Genomic DNA, 15,430 nt, shown 5'->3' with positions numbered 1-15,430 from the left:
GTCGGATCAGCGCGCGGATCCCCTGCCCCTAGGGGTTAGGGGAGGGATACTGCGAACGACTCGTCCGCCTCACCGCACAGGGCACGTCCCAGGACCCCTCGTTGCCGCCCCCACCTGCTGGAAGAAGCTCGCTCGCATCATCATTCGGGGACACGGTCCAGTTGACGCATCGCGGTGACGTGTGTGGAGGAGACGTGGGCCAGGTCGGGATCCGCAGCGATGAAGAACGTTTCGACTCCGGCCAGTTCGTGGTTCATGCGGGCCATCGGCATTTCGTAGTCCAGGTCGGAAACGCCGCGGACTCCGCGGATGACCACGTCGATTCCGCCTCGGCGGCAGTAGCCGACCAGCAGCCCGCCGGTGTGGGAGTCGACCGTGACGTTGCTCAAGTCGATTGCTGCCGCGCGGAGCCGGTCCAGCCGTTCCGTGATGGGGAAGCGGCCGGTCTTGTTCGAATTGAACATCACGCACACGACGACCTCGTCGAACAGGAGGGCAGCGCGCCGGAGCACATCCTGGTGCCCTTGAGTGACCGGATCGAAGGATCCTGGAAAGAGGGCTCGCATGACCGGAAAGAGTAACAAGCGGCCGCCCCCGGCAGTGAAGTTCCAGGGCAGCCGCACCACCGAGATCAAGCGTGCCGGGGCGAACGTCCAGCGGGTCGAGCGTCAGCCCACGTTCGTGGCGCGACCGGATGTTTCCGGACACCTGGATCTGACGGTGCACGTCGTCCGGCTGTGTCCGGATCGGCGTGCTCCCGCCGCGCATATCGCGTTCCGATAACAACTGTCCCGCCCCTCAGCACCGTCCCGTAGGGTGCCGAGCAGCACTCCTTGAACACGTTCAAGGGGGACTCCTGGGGAGGGGGACTGCAGCGATGCGCAGTGGAGCGAAGGTTGCGATAGTCGGCGGAGTGTTCGCGGTCGTGGTCGGCGGGGTGGGCTACGGGGCGTACAACATCCTGGACGGACTGGGCGGCGGCGGAGACGGTACGGACAGCAAGTCCGCCACCACCGAGGTGAAGACGGGCCCGGTCACCAAGGCGGAGATCGAGGACGCGTCGAAGAAGTTCCTCAAGGCGTGGGCGGACGGCGACGCGGACGTCGCGTCCCAGCTCACCAACAACGCGGCCGAGGCCGGACCGGCTCTCTCCGGCTACCGGGACACCGCCCATGTCACCGAGGCGGTGATCACCCCGGGCCCGGCGGTCGGTGCGAAGGTGCCGTACACGGTGAAGGCGACCGTCTCCTTCGAGGGCAGTTCCAAGCCCTGGTCGTACTCCTCCGAGCTGACCGTGGTGCGCGGACTGACCACCGGCAGGCCCCTGGTGGACTGGGCGCCCGCCGTGATCCACCCGGACCTGACGGACGGGGCGTCGCTCCGGACCGGGGAGGCCACGGCCCCGTCGATCGACGCCGTCGACCACAACGGCAGGCCGCTCACCAAGGAGAAGTACCCCTCGCTGGGCTCGATCCTGGACGCACTGCGCGAGAAGTACGGCGAGAAGGCCGGCGGCACCGCGGGCATCGAGACCGTGATCGAGAGCGCGGACGCGGGCAGCCCCGACAAGACCCTGTTCACCCTCACCAAGGGCCGGCCGGGCAAGCTGCGGACCACCCTGGACGCCAATGCCCAGGCTGCGGCCGAGACGGCCGTCAAGAAGTTCAGCCAGGCGTCCGTCGTCGCGGTCCAGCCGTCCACGGGCGCGATCCGCGCGGTCGCCAACAACCCGGCCACCGGCTTCAACGCGGCGATGCAGGGCAAGCAGGCCCCCGGTTCGACGATGAAGATCGTGACGGCGGCGATGCTGATCGAGAAGGGGCTCGCCTCGGCCGATCAGAAGATCGAGTGCCCGCCGACCGCGACGTACTACGGCCGTACCTTCAAGAACCTGGACGACTTCTCGATCCCCAGCGGCACCCTGACGACCAGCTTCGCCCGGTCCTGCAACACGGCCTTCATCAAGCTGATCGACGACACGAAGGACGACGCGGCGCTCGCCAAGGAGGCCCGCGAGGTCTTCGGCATCGGCCTCGACTGGCAGACCGGCGTGGTCTCCTCCGACGGCAGCGTGCCCGAGGAGACCCAGGGCGAGGCGGCCGCGCAGTACATCGGCCAGGGCACGGTCCAGATGAACGCCCTCAACATGGCCTCCATCACCGCCACCGCGAGGACCGGCATCTTCCGCCAGCCGGTCATCGTGGACCGCGAACTCGACGGCCGCCCGATCGCCACCGCCGCCCGTTCACTGCCCGTGTACGTCTCCCAACAGCTCACCAACATGATGCGCCAGACCGCGAGTTGGGGCACCGGCAAGAACGCGATGGCCTCGGTCGGCGGCGACAAGGGCGCCAAGACCGGCTCGGCGGAGGTGGACGGCCAGGCCACGTCCAACAGCTGGTTCACCGGCTTCAGCAACGACCTGGCCGCCGCCGCGGTCGTCCAGGCCGGCGGCCACGGCGGCGACGCGGCGGGCCCGGTGGTGGCGGCGGTGCTGCGGGCCGGGTCCTGAGACGGACCCCGCGCGGAACGACGTCGCGTGCCCCGTACGACGTTCGCTAGCGTGCGGGGCATGAGCACTCCTGACACCACCGCCGCCGAAGCCCACCCCCGATTCGCCGAGGCCCTGCGGGAGCTGGGCCTCGACGTCGAGGTCCGCCGGTTCCCGGAGGCCACCCGTACCGCCGCCGAGGCCGCCGCCGCGATCGGCTGCGAGCTCAGCGAGATCGTCAAGTCCCTGATCTTCGAGGCCGACGGCGTCCCGGTGCTGGTCCTGATGGACGGCTCCTCGCGCGTCGACGTGGAGCTCGTACGCGCGGAACTGGGCGCCGGAAAGGTCAAGCGGGCCGGGGCCGACCTGGTCCGGGAGACGACCGGTTACGCGATCGGGGGCGTGCCGCCCTTCGGGCACCGCACGAGGACCCGGGTGCTGGCCGACCGCGGGCTGCTGGACCACGACGTGGTGTGGGCGGCGGCGGGCACCCCGCACACCGTCTTCCCGCTCGACCCCAAGTCACTGATCGGGCACGCCGGCGGCACCGTGGTGGATGTGCGCGAGCAGTCGAAGTGACACCGCTGGTCGCCTTCGCGGTCCTGGTCGCGGCGGTCACGCATGCGAGCTGGAACGCGATCGCGCACGCGATCAAGGACCAGCTCCTCTCCTTCACCCTGATCTCCGGCGGCGGGCTGCTGATCGGCGCGGCCGGCGCCTGCTTCGTGCCGTTCCCGGCCGCCGGGGCCTGGCCGTATCTGCTGGTCTCGGCCGGGCTCCATGTGGCGTACATGCTGCTGCTGATGCGCTCGTTCACCCTGGGCGACTTCGGGCAGATGTACCCGATCGCCCGGGGTACGGCCCCGCTGGTGGTGACGGTCCTCGCCGCGGTCTTCGTCGGCGAGCACCCGGACGGCTGGGCCACGGCAGGGGTCGCGGTGGCCTCGGCGGGGCTCGTCGGGCTGGCCCTCTGGGGCATCCGGGGTTCCGGCAGGCGCCCCGACTGGCCGGCCCTGCTGGCCGCCCTCGCGACCGGTCTGGCCATCGCCGGGTACACCACGGTGGACGGCGTCGGGGTGCGCGCCTCGGGCACCTCGCTCGGTTACATCGCCTGGCTGATGATCCTGGAGGGGCTGGCCATCCCGGCCTACGCGCTGTACCGGCGCCGGGGCGAACTCGTGGAGCAGCTGAGGCCGTTCGCCGCGCGCGGGCTGTTGGGCGCGGCCCTTTCGGTGACGGCGTACGGCCTCGTCCTGTGGGCCCAGACGCGGGCGGCACTGGCCCCGATCGCGGCCCTGCGGGAGTCGTCGATCATCGTCGGCGCGGGCATCGGGACGCTGTTCTTCAAGGAGCGGTTCGGCGCACCGCGCATCGCGGCGGCCGGGCTGATGGTCGTCGGCATCGGGCTTATGCTGCAGACGAGTTGAGCGGCGGTCGGCCCTCGCGGGAGGGTGGTCCGGCGAGAGGGACCCGATGGGGTGAAAAGGCTCCGGCACGTCCGAGCACGATCGTTTCTGCCGGGTGCCGGACTGCTTGGATGCGCAGGTCCCGCACTCGCGGACGTCCATGCATCGAAAGGGACACCCCCCATGTCCAAGCGCAGTCATGCCGCAAGGGTTCTCGCCTCGGCCGTGCTCGCCGCGGCTGCCGTCACGGCGGCCGGCGCGGCACCTGCCTCCGCCGCCCCCACTCCCAACACCGACTTGATCAACAAGATGGACGGGAGCCGTCTGGCGCTGCTCAACAACAGCACCGGCGAGGGCGCCACCGCCATCACCCTGCGCGACCCCGCGTGGATCTACAGCACCGAGCGGTGGGAGCGTGACTCGTCCGCCTGGCAGGCGGACGCCCCCAACACCTACACGGTCGTTCTCAGGAACGAGGCCGCGAACAAGTGCCTCCAGCCCAGCGCCGCGACGCCGCAGCGGGGGACCACGGTCGTCGTCCGGACCTGTGACGGCTCGCGGCTGCAGAAGTGGAGCATGTACCCCGAAAAGGTCGGTGACAGCTACACGGGCTGGTGGATGTACCGGCCCATGGTCGACAAGGACCTCGCCCTCAGCCTGAACAGGTACAACGACGGCAGCTGGGACACCCTCTACCTGAACATCGCGCAGCCCAGCTCCGACCGGCTGTGGCGCAGGGCGGACAACGACGCCCCCGTGGCCAACGGTTAGCGCCCGAGCGGGGCGGGCGTCGAGGCCGGGGAGTTCGGCGCCGTCCGACCCGGATCGACCCCACACCGCCCCGCCGTGCGACGCATGGCGGGGCGGTCGAGTGTCCGGTCGGCCCGTGCGGGCCGGCTCAGCCCGTCGGGACCGGTGCCGGGCGGGCCGGCGGTTCCTCGGTGGCCGGGGCCGTCGGGGCCGTCGGGGCCGTCGGCCTGGCGGCCGGGCGCAGAAGCACGGCGCAGGCGAGGGCGGCCAGCAGGGCGAGTGAGGCCGAGACGGTCAGGCACAGCCGCATGCCGTCGAGGAAGGAGTCGCCCAGGGCGGTCAGGGCGGGTCCGGTGGCGGCGTCCAGGTGGAGCCCGGCCACGGCGCCGAGTCCCTGCTCGCGGGCGGTGTCCAGGACGCGGTCGCCGGCCTCGGCGGGCACCCCCGCGTCGGCGAGGCGGCCGGGCAGCGCGTCGAGGGCCCGGGTGGTCAGCAGGGTGCCGAGCACGGCGGGGCCGAGGGCGCCACCGACCTGGCGGAAGGCGTTGTTCCCGGCGGCGGCCATCCCGGCCAGGTGGTGCGGGACGGAGGACACCGCGGAGGCGGTCATCGGGGTGAGCACGGCGCCCATGCCGAGGCCCAGCAGGGCCAGCCGCCAGACGATCGAGCCGTAGGAGGTGTGGGCGTCGACGCCGGTCAGCGAGAGCATCGCACCCGCCGCGACGACCAGGCCCGTGGTGATCAGGACCCGGGCGGAGACCCGGTGCATCAGGCGTCCGACGGGCGCGCCGACGACGAGGGCCACCCCGGACACCGTCACCATCCGCAGCGCCGCCTCCATCGTGGTCAGGTGCTGGACCATGCCGAAGTAGAGGCTCAGCACGAAGAAGAAGCCGATCAGACCGAGGAAGCTGATCATGGCGACCAGGGCGGTGGCGGTGAAGGCCGGGCTGCGGAACAGCGCCAGGTCGAGCATCGGGCTCGCGCTGCGGCGCTCCACGACGACGAACGCCACGGCGGCCACCGCGCCGAGCACCAGGGCCGTCACCACGGCGGGCTCGCCGAAGCCGTCCGCGCCGCCCTCGATGACGCCGTAGACGACCGCGGTGACCGCGACGGCCGCACTGATCTGTCCGGGCCAGTCGAGCCGGCGGCCGTGCGGGGCTCGCGAGTCGGGCAGCAAGAACGCCGCGACGACCAGCACGATCAGGGAGACCGGCACGGGCAGGAGGAAGATCCAGCGCCACGCGACGTGCTCCAGCAGTACACCCGCTATCAGCGGGCCCACGGCGAGCGAGGCCATCAGGGACATGGCCCACAGGCCTATGAACCTGCCCCGCTCCCGGTGGTCGGGGACCGCGTGACTGATCAGGGCCAGCGTCGTGGGCAGCAGCGCCGCCGCCCCCAGCCCGGAGACGGCCTGCCCGGCCCACAGGGCCTGCACCGAGTCCGAGGACAGCGAGATCGCCGCGCCCAGCGCACAGAACGCCATGCCCGCCTGGAAGACCCGCTTGCGGCCGTGGACGTCGCCCCACACCCCGGTGGTCAGGATCAGCGCGGCCATCGGCAGCACGAAGGCGTCCGAGACCCAGGACAGCTGGGACGTGGAGGCGTCCAGAGCCCGCTGGATGGCCGGCAGGCTCACCGACACGGTGGTCACGGGGAGGTAGGCGACGAAGACGCCCAGGCAGGCCATGACGAGCGTGACGCCCCGCCCCGATCTGTCCTGTCCTGATCCGTCCTGCGTCGTTGCGGAATTCACGAAGAGGTTCCTTCTGCTGCGGGGGTGGGGGCGGGTGCCGCGCGGGCCGAATCACCCGCAAAGCCGCCGACCAGCTTCGCCCCGACCATCGGCGAACCCCCAAGCGGTCCCGGCAAACGTCACAGAACCGCCATATGGGATCGGTGGCGTGTGACCATTCATCCATGCCTGACGATCTGGACCGCAAAATCATCCATGGACTGAACTGCTCGCCGCGGGTCTCCTTCCGCCGCCTCAGCGAGGTCGTCGGGGTGTCCGAGCAGACCGTGGCGCGCCGCTACAACGCCCTGCGCCGGGCCGGCGTCGTCCGCGTCGTCGGGCTGAGCAGCCCGGCCGCCCACGGCCGGTCCGAGTGGATCGCGCGGCTGCGCTGCCGCCCGGACGCCGTGGGGCCCCTCGCGGATTCCCTGGCCCGCAGGCCGGAGGTCGCGTACACGAGCATCGCCTCGGGCGGTTCGGAGATCATCTGCATCATCCGTTCGCCCGCCGGAACCGCCCGCGACGACATGCTGCTGCGGCAGCTCCCCCGGGCGGCCTCGGTCCTCGACCTGAACGTCGACCTCCTCGTCCACGCCTTCGGTTCGCCGGACACGGCCGGCTGGACCGGGCGGGAGGACTCGCTCACCGACGAGCAGGTGCGGCTGCTGACCGCGGAACGCCCCACCCCCACCGGGCCCCCGCTCACCCCGACCGAGGAGGACCGCCCGCTCCTCGAAGCGCTGGCGGAGGACGGCCGCGCCTCCCACACCCGGCTCGCGGAGGCCACCGGCTGGTCCAAGCCGCGCGTGGCCCGCCGGCTGGAGGCCCTCGAAGCGACCGGCTCGCTGGTCTACGACATCGACACCGTGCCCGAACGCCTCGGCTACGAGCTCAACGCCACTCTCTGGCTCCAGGTCGACCTGCCCCGGCTCCAGGAGATCGGCGAGGAGCTCAGCGGGCACGACGAGTGCGCCTTCGCCGCGGCCATCAGCGGCAAGCACAACATCATGGCCGTGGTCATCTGCAAGGACACCCAGGACTTCTACCGCTACCTCAGCGGCCGCTTCGCCCGTACCGAGGGCATCAGGGGCTACGAGATCAGCGTGCGCGTGCGCCGTCTCAAGCAGGCCGCCTCCCTCGTCCTCAACGGGCGGCTCATCCACCCCGTGCTCGCCTGACACGGGCCCGGGGCGGACCGGGCCCGCACAGGTCAGGCCCCCGAAACCGCGTCCCGGAACCCGTAGTTCGTCGCCGTCAGTCCGCCGTCCACACGCAGCGTCGTCCCCGTGATCCAGGCCGCGTCGCGCGAGGCGAGGAAGGCGACGGCGGACGCGATGTCCTCCGGCTCGCCGACCCGGCCGAGCGGGTAGAGGGCGCTCACCCGGGTCAGTTCGGCGTCGCGGCCCGCCCAGGCGTCCGTGCGGATGGTGCCGGGGGCGACCAGGTTGACGCGTACGCCGCGCGGGCCCGCGTGGCCGGCCAGGGTGCGGGTCAGGCTGGCCAGGCCCGCCTTGGCCGCGCTGTAGCCGTGGTTGCCGAAGTCCTGCTCGCCGTTGACCGAGCCGATGTTGACGATCGCGCCCCGGCCGGAGGCCACCAGGTGCGGGAGGGCGGCGCGGGCGCAGCGGTAGGGGCCGGTGAGGGTGACGTCCAGGTCGCGCTGCCACGCCTGGTCCGGCTCGTCCTCGAAGAGCGGGACGTCGGTGGTGCAGGCGTACGCGTTGTTCACCAGCACGTCCAGGGAGCCGAAGGCGGCGACGGCGTGGGCCACGGCCGCCTCGACCGCCGCCCGGTCGGCCACGTCGCAGGGCAGCGGCTCGGCGGTGCCGCCCGCCTCGCGTATCGCGGCGGCGGTGTGCTCCGCGCGGTCGCCGTCCAGGTCGGTGACCAGGACGCGGGCGCCCTCCGAGGCCAGCCGGCGAGCCGTGGCCGCGCCGATGCCCCGGCCCGCGCCGGTGATGAGTACGCCGTATCCGTCGAACCGTGAACCAGCAGAGCCTTGAGGAGTCATATCGCCGACCGTACTGCCCTGACCAAGGCCTGGGCACGGGGATCGGCGGTGACTCCCTTCTGCAGACCGTTCGTCACATAGCCCAGGGCGATGCCGGATTCGGGGTCGGCGAACCCGAGGGAGCCGCCCCGGCCGGGGTGGCCGAAGGAGCCGGGGGCGAGCAGCGGGGCCGCCGGGCCGTGCAGCATGTAGCCGAGGCCGAAGCGGGTGTTGACGACCAGGACCCGGTCGGGACCCGCCGACTCCTCGGTACGGGCCAGGGTGAGGGTGGCCGGGGCGAACAGGCGGTGGCCGTCGACCGGGCCGATCATCGCGGCGTAGCAGCGGGCCAGCGCGCGGGCGGTGGCCATGCCGTTGGAGGCGGGGAGTTCGGCCGCCCGGTAGCCGGGGTCGTTCTCGTCGGGGAGCGGGTCGATGGCCCCGAAGGCACGGCGGGTGAGGGACTGCGGGTCGCGGTAGGCCTCGCTGACCGAGCGCTTGGGGCGCAGCCGCAGGACGCCGCCGTTGCCGCCGTCGCCCGCGGCGGGCGGCTCCACCGGGCCGACCCGGCCCACCCGGTGCGCCTCGTCCGCCGGGAGGCCGAACCAGAAGTCCAGGCCGAGCGGGCGGGCGATCTCCTCGGCGATCCAGCGGCCGACGGTGCGGCCGGTGACCCGGCGCACCAGTTCGCCGATGAGCCAGCTGTAGGTCTGGGCGTGGTAGCCGTGGTCGGTGCCGGGCTCCCACTGGGGGCGCTGGGCGGCGACGGCCTGCGGTCCGCTGGTCCCGTCGGCCGCTTCGGAGGGGGTCAGCGGGCAGTCGAGCGCGGGGATGCCGGCCCGGTGGGCGAGGAGGTGGCGCACGAGTACGCGTTCCTTGCCGGCCGCCTTGAACTCCGGCCAGTACGTGCCGACCGGGGCGTCCAGGTCGAGCTGGCCGCGCTGGTGCAGCAGCAGCGGTACGGCGGCGGCGATGCCCTTGCCCGCCGAGCGGACGATCTGCACGGTGTCGACGGCCCAGGGTTCGACGCCGTCGACGTCTCTCGTACCGGCCCAGAGGTCGACGACCTTGTGCCCGTCCCGGTAGACCGCGACGGCCGCGCCGCGTTCGCCGCGCTGCTCGAAGTTACGGATGAAAGCATCCCGGACCGGTTCGAATCCGGGCGCCACCGTGCCCCGTACGTCCACGCCTGCTCCTGCGCTCCCGCTCATCCCCCCATGGTGCATCCCGTCGCAGGTCGCGGGTATGGCGGGTCACCCCATGTTCACAGTCGCGGAACATCCAGCGTGACGGAGCGCGGGTCGAAGCCGAAGGGCAGCTCCAGGCGGTGCTCGCGCATCAGCTTCTCGTCGCAGAGCAGGTCCTGGGTGCGGTCGTCGGCGGCGATGACGCCGTCGCTGAGGATCACCGCGCGCGGGCAGAGCTCCAGTGCGTACGGCAGATCGTGCGTGACCATGAGGACGGTGACGTCCAGGGACCGCAGGATGTCGGCGAGCTCGCGCCGCGAGGCCGGGTCCAGGTTGGAGGACGGCTCGTCCAGGACGAGGATCTCCGGCCGCATGGCGAGGACGGTGGCGACGGCGACGCGGCGGCGCTGGCCGAAGGAGAGGTGGTGGGGCGGCCGGTTCGCGTACTCGGCCATGCCGACCTGTGTCAGCGCCTCGGTGACGCGTTCCTCCAGTTCGGCGCCGCGCAGCCCGGAGGCGGCGGGGCCGAAGGCGATGTCCTCGCGGACGGTGGGCATGAAGAGCTGGTCGTCGGGGTCCTGGAAGACGATGCCGACGCGGCGGCGGATCTCGGCGAGGTTGCGCTTCTCGACGGGGAGGCCCGCGACCCGGACGGTGCCCGCCCCGGCGTCGAGGATGCCGTTGAGGTGGAGCACGAGGGTGGTCTTGCCGGCGCCGTTGGGGCCGAGCAGGGCGACCCGTTCGCCCCGGGCGACCGTGAGGTCCACCCCGAAGAGCGCCTGGTGGCCGTCGGGGTAGGCGTAGGCGAGGCCGCTGACTTCCAGGGACGGCGCGGGGGCGGAGGGCTGACTCATAGGGTCCATCCCAGCAGACAGATCGCGAGGGCGAGCACGGGGAGTACGGCGGCGTGGGCCCACTGGGTCCGGGAGGCGGTCACCTCGTCGATGACCGGCATGGAGCCGGCGTAGCCGCGGCTGACCATGGCGAGGTGGACGCGTTCGCCGCGCTCGTAGGACCGGATGAACAGGGCGCCCGCCGTTTTGGCCAGCACGCCCCACTGCCGTACGCCGCGCGCCTCGAAGCCGCGGGAGCGGCGGGCGATGGACATCCGGCGCATCTCGTCGGTGATCACATCGCCGTACCGGATCATGAAGGAGGCGATCTGGACGAGCAGCGGCGGCAGCTTGAGCCGCTGGAGGCCGAGCAGCAGCGAGCGCAGTTCCGTGGTGGAGGCCAGGAGCACGGACGCGGCGACGCCGAGGGTGCCCTTGGCGAGGACGTTCCAGGCACCCCAGAGGCCGGGGACGCTGACGGAGAGGCCGAGTACGTGGGTCTGCTCGCCGGGCACCACGAACGGCATGAGCAGCGCGAACGCGACGAACGGCACCTCGATGAGCAGCCGCTTGAGCAGGAAGCCCGCCGGGATGCGGGCGTACGCGGCGACCGCGCCGAGCAGCGCCGCGTACAGCGCGAACGCCCACATCGACTCGCGCGGCGTCGAGACGACGACCACGACGAAGGAGAAGGCGGCGGCGATCTTGCAGTGCGGCGGCAGGTCGTGGATCGGTGAGTGGCCGTGCCGGTAGAGCTTGTGTGCGTGGCCCGCGGCACCCGGGTACGGGGCCGGCCCGAGCCGGGGGCGTGGGTGGTTGCTGCGTGTGGTGGGTTTCCACGGAGTGCCGGCGCCCATGTCAGACGGATTCCTTCTCGCGCGCGTTGTCCGTGGGGGCGTCCGGCGTGCGACGGCGGCGGACCACGTAGAAGACTCCGCTGCCGACCACGATGGTGGCGCCGACGCCGATCACTCCGGCGAGGCCGCCGGAGAGCCTGGCGTCGGAGACGTCCTTGACGCCGTAGTCGGCGAGCGGGGAGTCCTTGGCCGCGTGTTCCTCGGTCTTCTTGTCGATGCCCTGGTCGGCGGCGACCTTCTCCAGGCCGTCCGGGTCGGCGGAGGCGTAGTAGGAGACGAAGCCCGCCAGGACGAGGGCGGTGACCAGGCCGGCGGCCCAGATCCCCCGGTGGGACCGGGCGGCGGCGGCCGGGGCGGCCGGCTGCGGGGCGGGGGCGTCGACGAGTTCGCCGTCGACCCGGAGCTTGAGCGAGGAGGTGAGTCCGCGGGCACCGTGCACCAGGTCGGGGCGTACGGCGATGACGGCGCCGACGGTCAGCGCGGTGATCACGGCCTCGCCGATGCCGATCAGGACGTGGACCCCGACCATCGCGGTGAAGACCTTGCCGATCGGGATGTCGGTGGTGCCGCCGATCCAGTAGATCAGCGTGAAGGCGCAGGCCGCGGCCGGTACGGAGACCAGAGCGGCGACGAAGGACGCGACGGTCACGGAGCGGCGGGTCCTCGGCAGCACCCCGAGCAGCCCGCGGAAGAGGGCGTACGCGACGACGGTGGTCACGATGCCCATGTCGAGCACGTTCACGCCGAGCGCGGTGAGGCCGCCGTCGGCGAAGAGGATGCCCTGCATGAGCAGGACGACGGTCACGCAGAGCACGCCGGTGTACGGCCCGACCAGGATCGCGGCCAGCGCCCCGCCCAACAGATGCCCGCTGGTGCCGGCCGCGACCGGGAAGTTCAGCATCTGCACGGCGAAGATGAACGCGGCGACGAGACCGGCGAGCGGCGCGGTGCGCTCGTCCAGCTCACGCCGGGCACCCCGCAGGCTGACGGCGACCGCACCCGCGGCGACGACTCCGGCGGCGGCGGAGACGGGCGCGTCGATGAATCCGTCGGGTACATGCATGAGGGGGGCTCCGCTTCCTGCGGTCCTGCGTCGCTGCGGACGATGACAGTGGTGGTGACGATGTCGTGAACCGCTCAATGATAGGGCCTTGTTGCAAAGCCCTCGCAAGAGCGACTGCGTCACAACTGCCCGTCCGGGCCACCCACCGTGCCCCTTGAGGAAAATATGGGACATTGGATGACGAAGCAGTATGCACAGGAGGAGTCGTCCCATGCCCCCCGTGATCCATGAGCAGGCAGAAGCCTGGCTCGTCAACGACGCCGACGACCTCCCGGCCGTCCCGGTCGACCTGCTGTACGACGCCGACAAGGACCCGCGCACCGTTCATGTCTCCTTCCCCGGCGGAGACGACTGGGCGTTCGGCCGCGATCTGCTGGAGGGCGGGCTGCGGGCCCCCACCGAGCGCGGCGGCATTCGCGTGTGGCCCTGCGGACGGGCACAGCTGGTCGTGGAGAACCACTCGGCGGACGGCGTCGAGGTGGTGCAGTTCGACAGCGCGCCGCTGATCCGCTTTCTGCACCGTACGCACGCCGGGAACACCAAGCCCCCCGCGCACGCCTGACGGAAGCCCGCCCGGCGAACACCCGCATGACGGAAGCCCCCGTGCCGGCCACTGGCTCGCACGGGGGCTTCCGTCTTCGCCCCGGTCCTCCGTCCCCACAGGTAACCGGCGCTTCCGGGCCGCGTTCCGCTCGGACGCGGACCCCGGAGGCTCTTACGGCTCGGCTCAGACCCGGGTCAGCTCGCGCTCGCCCCCGGTGTCACCGCCGGGCGTCTCGTCGAGCTGCCCGCGCAGCCCCTCGCCCTCCACGTCCACGTTCGGCAGGATCCGGTCCAGCCAGCGCGGCAGCGACCAGGCACGGTGGCCGAGCAGGGCCAGGACCGCGGGCACGATCGCCATCCGGACCACGAACGCGTCGAAGAAGACTGCGATGGCGAGCGAGAAGCCGATCATCTTGACCATCTGCTCGCTGGAGCCGATGAAGCCGGAGAAGACCGCCATCATGATCACGGCCGCGGCCGTGACGACCCGGGCGCCGTGCCGGAAGCCGGTGACGATCGCCTGGCCGGGCTTCTCGCCGTGGACGTACGCCTCGCGCATCCGGGTCACGAGGAAGACCTCGTAGTCCATCGCGAGGCCGAAGACCACGCCCACCATGAAGATCGGCATCATCGACATGATCGGACCGGTCTGCTCCACCCCGAAGAGCGAGCCGAGCCAGCCCCACTGGAAGACCGCGACGACCGCGCCCAGGGCCGCGACGACCGAGAGCAGGAAGCCGAGGGCCGCCTTCAGCGGCACCAGCACCGAGCGGAAGACCACCATCAGGAGCAGGAAGGCCAGGCCGACGACGAGCGCCAGGTACGGCAGCAGCGCGTCGTTCATCTTCTGCGAGAAGTCGATGTTCATCGCGGTGGACCCGGTGACCAGGACCTCGGCCCCGGTGTCGGACTTGATGTCCTTGCCCGCGTCCCGGATCGAGTGGACCACGTTCTCCGTGTCGACGGAGCTCGGCCGGTCCTTCGGGACGACGGTGATCATCGCGGTGTCGCCGGCCTTGTTGAACTGGGCCGGGGTGACGGCGGCGACGCCCTTGATGCCGGAGATCTCGTCGGAGACCTGCTTGGCGGCGGCCTTGCCGTCGGAGCTGTCCGCGGTGTCGACGACGACCATCAGCGGCCCGTTGAAGCCGGGGCCGAAGCCCTCGGAGAGCAGGTCGTAGGCGCGCCGCTGGGTGGTGCTGGTGGGCTGGGAGCCGTCGTCGGGCAGGCCCATCTCCAGGGACGCTGCCGGTACGGCGACCGTGCCGAGGCCGATGACGCCGACCAGCAGCACCCACACCGGCTTGCGGAGCACGAACCGCGCCCAGCGGGTGCCCATGTTCGGCTTGTCCTCGGCCCCGCCCGGGGTCCCGGCCCCGTCCGTCGCCTCGGCGGTCCTGCGCGTCTTGCGTCCCATGACCCGCTTGCCCGCGAAGCCCAGCACCGCCGGGACCAGGGTGAGCGCGATGAGTACGGCGATGGCGACCGTGCCGGCCGCGGCGAAGCCCATCTTCGACAGCATCGGGATGTTCACGACGGCGAGGCCGACCAGCGCGATGACGACGGTGAGACCGGCGAAGACGACGGCGGAACCGGCCGTGCCGACGGCCCGTCCGGCCGCTTCCTCGCACTCCCGGCCCTCGGCCAGCTCGGCGCGGTAGCGGGAGACGATGAACAGCGCGTAGTCGATGCCGACCGCGAGGCCGATCATCATCGCGAGGATGGATGTGGTGGAGCCCAGGTCCAGCACGTTCGCCAGCGCGGTGATCGTCGAGACTCCGATGCCGACCCCGATCAGGGCGGTGAGCAGCGGCAGCCCGGCGGCGATCAGCGAGCCGAAGGTGATGACCAGCACCACCGCGGCGACGGCGACACCGATGATCTCGGTGGCCCCGGTCTCCGGGATCACCATGAGCGCGTCACCGCCGATCTCCACGGTCATCCCGCTCCTCTGCGCCGCGTGGCCCGCGTCCTCCAGGGCCTCCCGGGTCTCGTCGGTCAGCTCCATCGAGCTGACCTTGTAGGAGACCGAGACGTACGCCGTGGAGCCGTTCTTGCTGACGGCACCGGCGGTGTACGGGTCGGTGACCGAGGCGATCTGGTCGGAGCCCGACTTCAGCTCGCCGATGACCTTGTCGACCTCGGCCTTGTTCGCCGGGTCGGTCATCTTCTCGTTGTCGGGGGCCTTGAAGACGACCCGGGCGCTCGCACCGTCGGCGCTGGCCCCGGGGAAGCGCTGTTCCAGCAGGTCGAAGGCGCGCTGCGCCTCCGTACCCGGAATCGAGAAGGAGCTGGAGGTGGCGGTGGACGCGGAGGCCGCGCCGAATCCGGCGAGCGCCAGCAGTGCCACCCAGACCAGGGCGACATAGCGGCGGCGCCGGAAGGCGAGCCGTCCGAGCTTGTAGAGGAATGTGGCCACGGAGGGGTACTCCCGGGTCAGGTCGTGAGTGGAAATGGGCGTGAGGAACCAGCCCGACGACGAGAGCGGCGTGTCAGGTGGGGCTTGAGGAGGGGCCCGTACGGAAGGACCGCACGGGGCCGTACGGAGGGGCCGTACGAAGGGGCCGTA

The 15,430-nt window shown here is 71.7% G+C and carries 14 protein-coding genes; 6 read left to right on the top strand and 8 right to left on the bottom strand.

All coding sequences use genetic code 11. The features are described 5' to 3' along the window. Positions 1–140: 140 nt before the first annotated feature. Positions 141–626: a pantetheine-phosphate adenylyltransferase gene (gene coaD, locus OG842_RS23305; RefSeq protein ID WP_266732275.1), complete on the bottom strand. Its 486-nt coding sequence runs from the start codon at positions 624–626 to the stop codon at positions 141–143. Between the two features lie 251 nt (positions 627–877). On the opposite strand from coaD, the gene OG842_RS23300 reads away from it, so the two are divergent. The 4 genes from OG842_RS23300 (at position 878) to OG842_RS23285 (ending at position 4,668) form a co-directional block, all read left to right on the top strand. After that, positions 878–2,512, top strand: coding sequence for a penicillin-binding transpeptidase domain-containing protein (locus OG842_RS23300; protein ID WP_266732273.1), 1,635 nt, complete (start codon positions 878–880; stop codon positions 2,510–2,512). Positions 2,513–2,572: 60 nt separating this feature from the next. Then, entirely contained in the window at positions 2,573–3,070 is a 498-nt protein-coding gene (locus OG842_RS23295; protein WP_266732272.1) for a YbaK/EbsC family protein, read from the top strand. Beyond that, positions 3,067–3,918 carry a DMT family transporter gene (locus OG842_RS23290; RefSeq protein WP_266732271.1) on the top strand — a complete coding sequence of 284 codons (852 nt, stop codon included), beginning with the start codon at positions 3,067–3,069 and terminating at the stop codon, positions 3,916–3,918. Before OG842_RS23295 ends, OG842_RS23290 begins: the two co-directional genes overlap by 4 nt. A 162-nt stretch (positions 3,919–4,080) precedes the next feature. After that, a complete protein-coding gene (locus OG842_RS23285; protein WP_266732270.1) occupies positions 4,081–4,668 on the top strand; it encodes an RICIN domain-containing protein in 588 nt (195 codons plus the stop codon). Positions 4,669–4,795: 127 nt separating this feature from the next. On the opposite strand, the gene OG842_RS23280 is transcribed toward OG842_RS23285, so the two are convergent. Next, a complete protein-coding gene (locus OG842_RS23280; protein ID WP_266733772.1) occupies positions 4,796–6,343 on the bottom strand; it encodes an MFS transporter in 1,548 nt (515 codons plus the stop codon). A 230-nt stretch (positions 6,344–6,573) separates the two neighbouring features. Here OG842_RS23280 and OG842_RS23275 point away from each other — a divergent pair, with 230 nt between their 5' ends. Continuing rightward, positions 6,574–7,566, top strand: coding sequence for an Lrp/AsnC family transcriptional regulator (locus OG842_RS23275; RefSeq protein ID WP_266732268.1), 993 nt, complete (start codon positions 6,574–6,576; stop codon positions 7,564–7,566). 32 nt (positions 7,567–7,598) lie between these two features. Here OG842_RS23275 and OG842_RS23270 read toward each other — a convergent pair whose 3' ends face one another. From OG842_RS23270 to OG842_RS23250, 5 genes are all read right to left on the bottom strand, one after another. Further along, on the bottom strand, positions 7,599–8,399 hold the full coding sequence (locus OG842_RS23270; RefSeq protein WP_266732266.1) for an SDR family NAD(P)-dependent oxidoreductase: 801 nt from the start codon (positions 8,397–8,399) through the stop codon (positions 7,599–7,601). Then, the gene (locus OG842_RS23265; RefSeq protein WP_266733770.1) at positions 8,396–9,565 is read right to left on the bottom strand and encodes a serine hydrolase domain-containing protein; all 1,170 of its coding nucleotides are present in this window, start codon (positions 9,563–9,565) and stop codon (positions 8,396–8,398) included. Before OG842_RS23265 ends, OG842_RS23270 begins: the two co-directional genes overlap by 4 nt. Before the next feature lie 77 nt (positions 9,566–9,642). Further along, complete coding sequence (locus OG842_RS23260) at positions 9,643–10,419, bottom strand: energy-coupling factor ABC transporter ATP-binding protein (protein ID WP_266732264.1); 777 nt, start codon at positions 10,417–10,419, stop codon at positions 9,643–9,645. After that, the gene (gene cbiQ, locus OG842_RS23255; RefSeq protein ID WP_266732263.1) at positions 10,416–11,255 is read right to left on the bottom strand and encodes a cobalt ECF transporter T component CbiQ; all 840 of its coding nucleotides are present in this window, start codon (positions 11,253–11,255) and stop codon (positions 10,416–10,418) included. The genes OG842_RS23260 and cbiQ overlap by 4 nt, the downstream gene beginning before the upstream one ends. A 1-nt stretch (position 11,256) precedes the next feature. Beyond that, positions 11,257–12,318 carry an energy-coupling factor ABC transporter permease gene (locus tag OG842_RS23250; protein ID WP_266732261.1) on the bottom strand — a complete coding sequence of 354 codons (1,062 nt, stop codon included), beginning with the start codon at positions 12,316–12,318 and terminating at the stop codon, positions 11,257–11,259. 211 nt (positions 12,319–12,529) lie between these two features. Here OG842_RS23250 and OG842_RS23245 point away from each other — a divergent pair, with 211 nt between their 5' ends. Beyond that, on the top strand, positions 12,530–12,880 hold the full coding sequence (locus OG842_RS23245) for an SsgA family sporulation/cell division regulator (protein ID WP_266732259.1): 351 nt from the start codon (positions 12,530–12,532) through the stop codon (positions 12,878–12,880). A 165-nt stretch (positions 12,881–13,045) separates the two neighbouring features. On the opposite strand, the gene OG842_RS23240 is transcribed toward OG842_RS23245, so the two are convergent. Further along, entirely contained in the window at positions 13,046–15,280 is a 2,235-nt protein-coding gene (locus OG842_RS23240) for an MMPL family transporter (protein ID WP_266732257.1), read from the bottom strand. Between the last annotated feature and the right edge of the window lie 150 nt (positions 15,281–15,430).

The organism is Streptomyces sp. NBC_00376, assembly GCF_036077095.1.
Classification (GTDB): domain Bacteria; phylum Actinomycetota; class Actinomycetes; order Streptomycetales; family Streptomycetaceae; genus Streptomyces.
Note: the sequence above shows the minus strand (reverse complement) of the source record. Positions and strands in the feature narration are given on the sequence as shown.

Coding starts and splice junctions, on each gene's coding strand:
- OG842_RS23250 (WP_266732261.1), bottom strand. CDS start 12,318: ATGCATGTACCCGACGGATTCATCGACGCGCCCGTCTCCGCCGCCGCC.
- OG842_RS23275 (WP_266732268.1), top strand. CDS start 6,574: ATGCCTGACGATCTGGACCGCAAAATCATCCATGGACTGAACTGCTCG.
- OG842_RS23245 (WP_266732259.1), top strand. CDS start 12,530: ATGCCCCCCGTGATCCATGAGCAGGCAGAAGCCTGGCTCGTCAACGAC.
- OG842_RS23295 (WP_266732272.1), top strand. CDS start 2,573: ATGAGCACTCCTGACACCACCGCCGCCGAAGCCCACCCCCGATTCGCC.
- OG842_RS23280 (WP_266733772.1), bottom strand. CDS start 6,343: ATGGCCTGCCTGGGCGTCTTCGTCGCCTACCTCCCCGTGACCACCGTG.
- OG842_RS23300 (WP_266732273.1), top strand. CDS start 878: ATGCGCAGTGGAGCGAAGGTTGCGATAGTCGGCGGAGTGTTCGCGGTC.
- OG842_RS23260 (WP_266732264.1), bottom strand. CDS start 10,419: ATGAGTCAGCCCTCCGCCCCCGCGCCGTCCCTGGAAGTCAGCGGCCTC.
- cbiQ (WP_266732263.1), bottom strand. CDS start 11,255: ATGGGCGCCGGCACTCCGTGGAAACCCACCACACGCAGCAACCACCCA.
- OG842_RS23285 (WP_266732270.1), top strand. CDS start 4,081: ATGTCCAAGCGCAGTCATGCCGCAAGGGTTCTCGCCTCGGCCGTGCTC.
- OG842_RS23270 (WP_266732266.1), bottom strand. CDS start 8,399: ATGACTCCTCAAGGCTCTGCTGGTTCACGGTTCGACGGATACGGCGTA.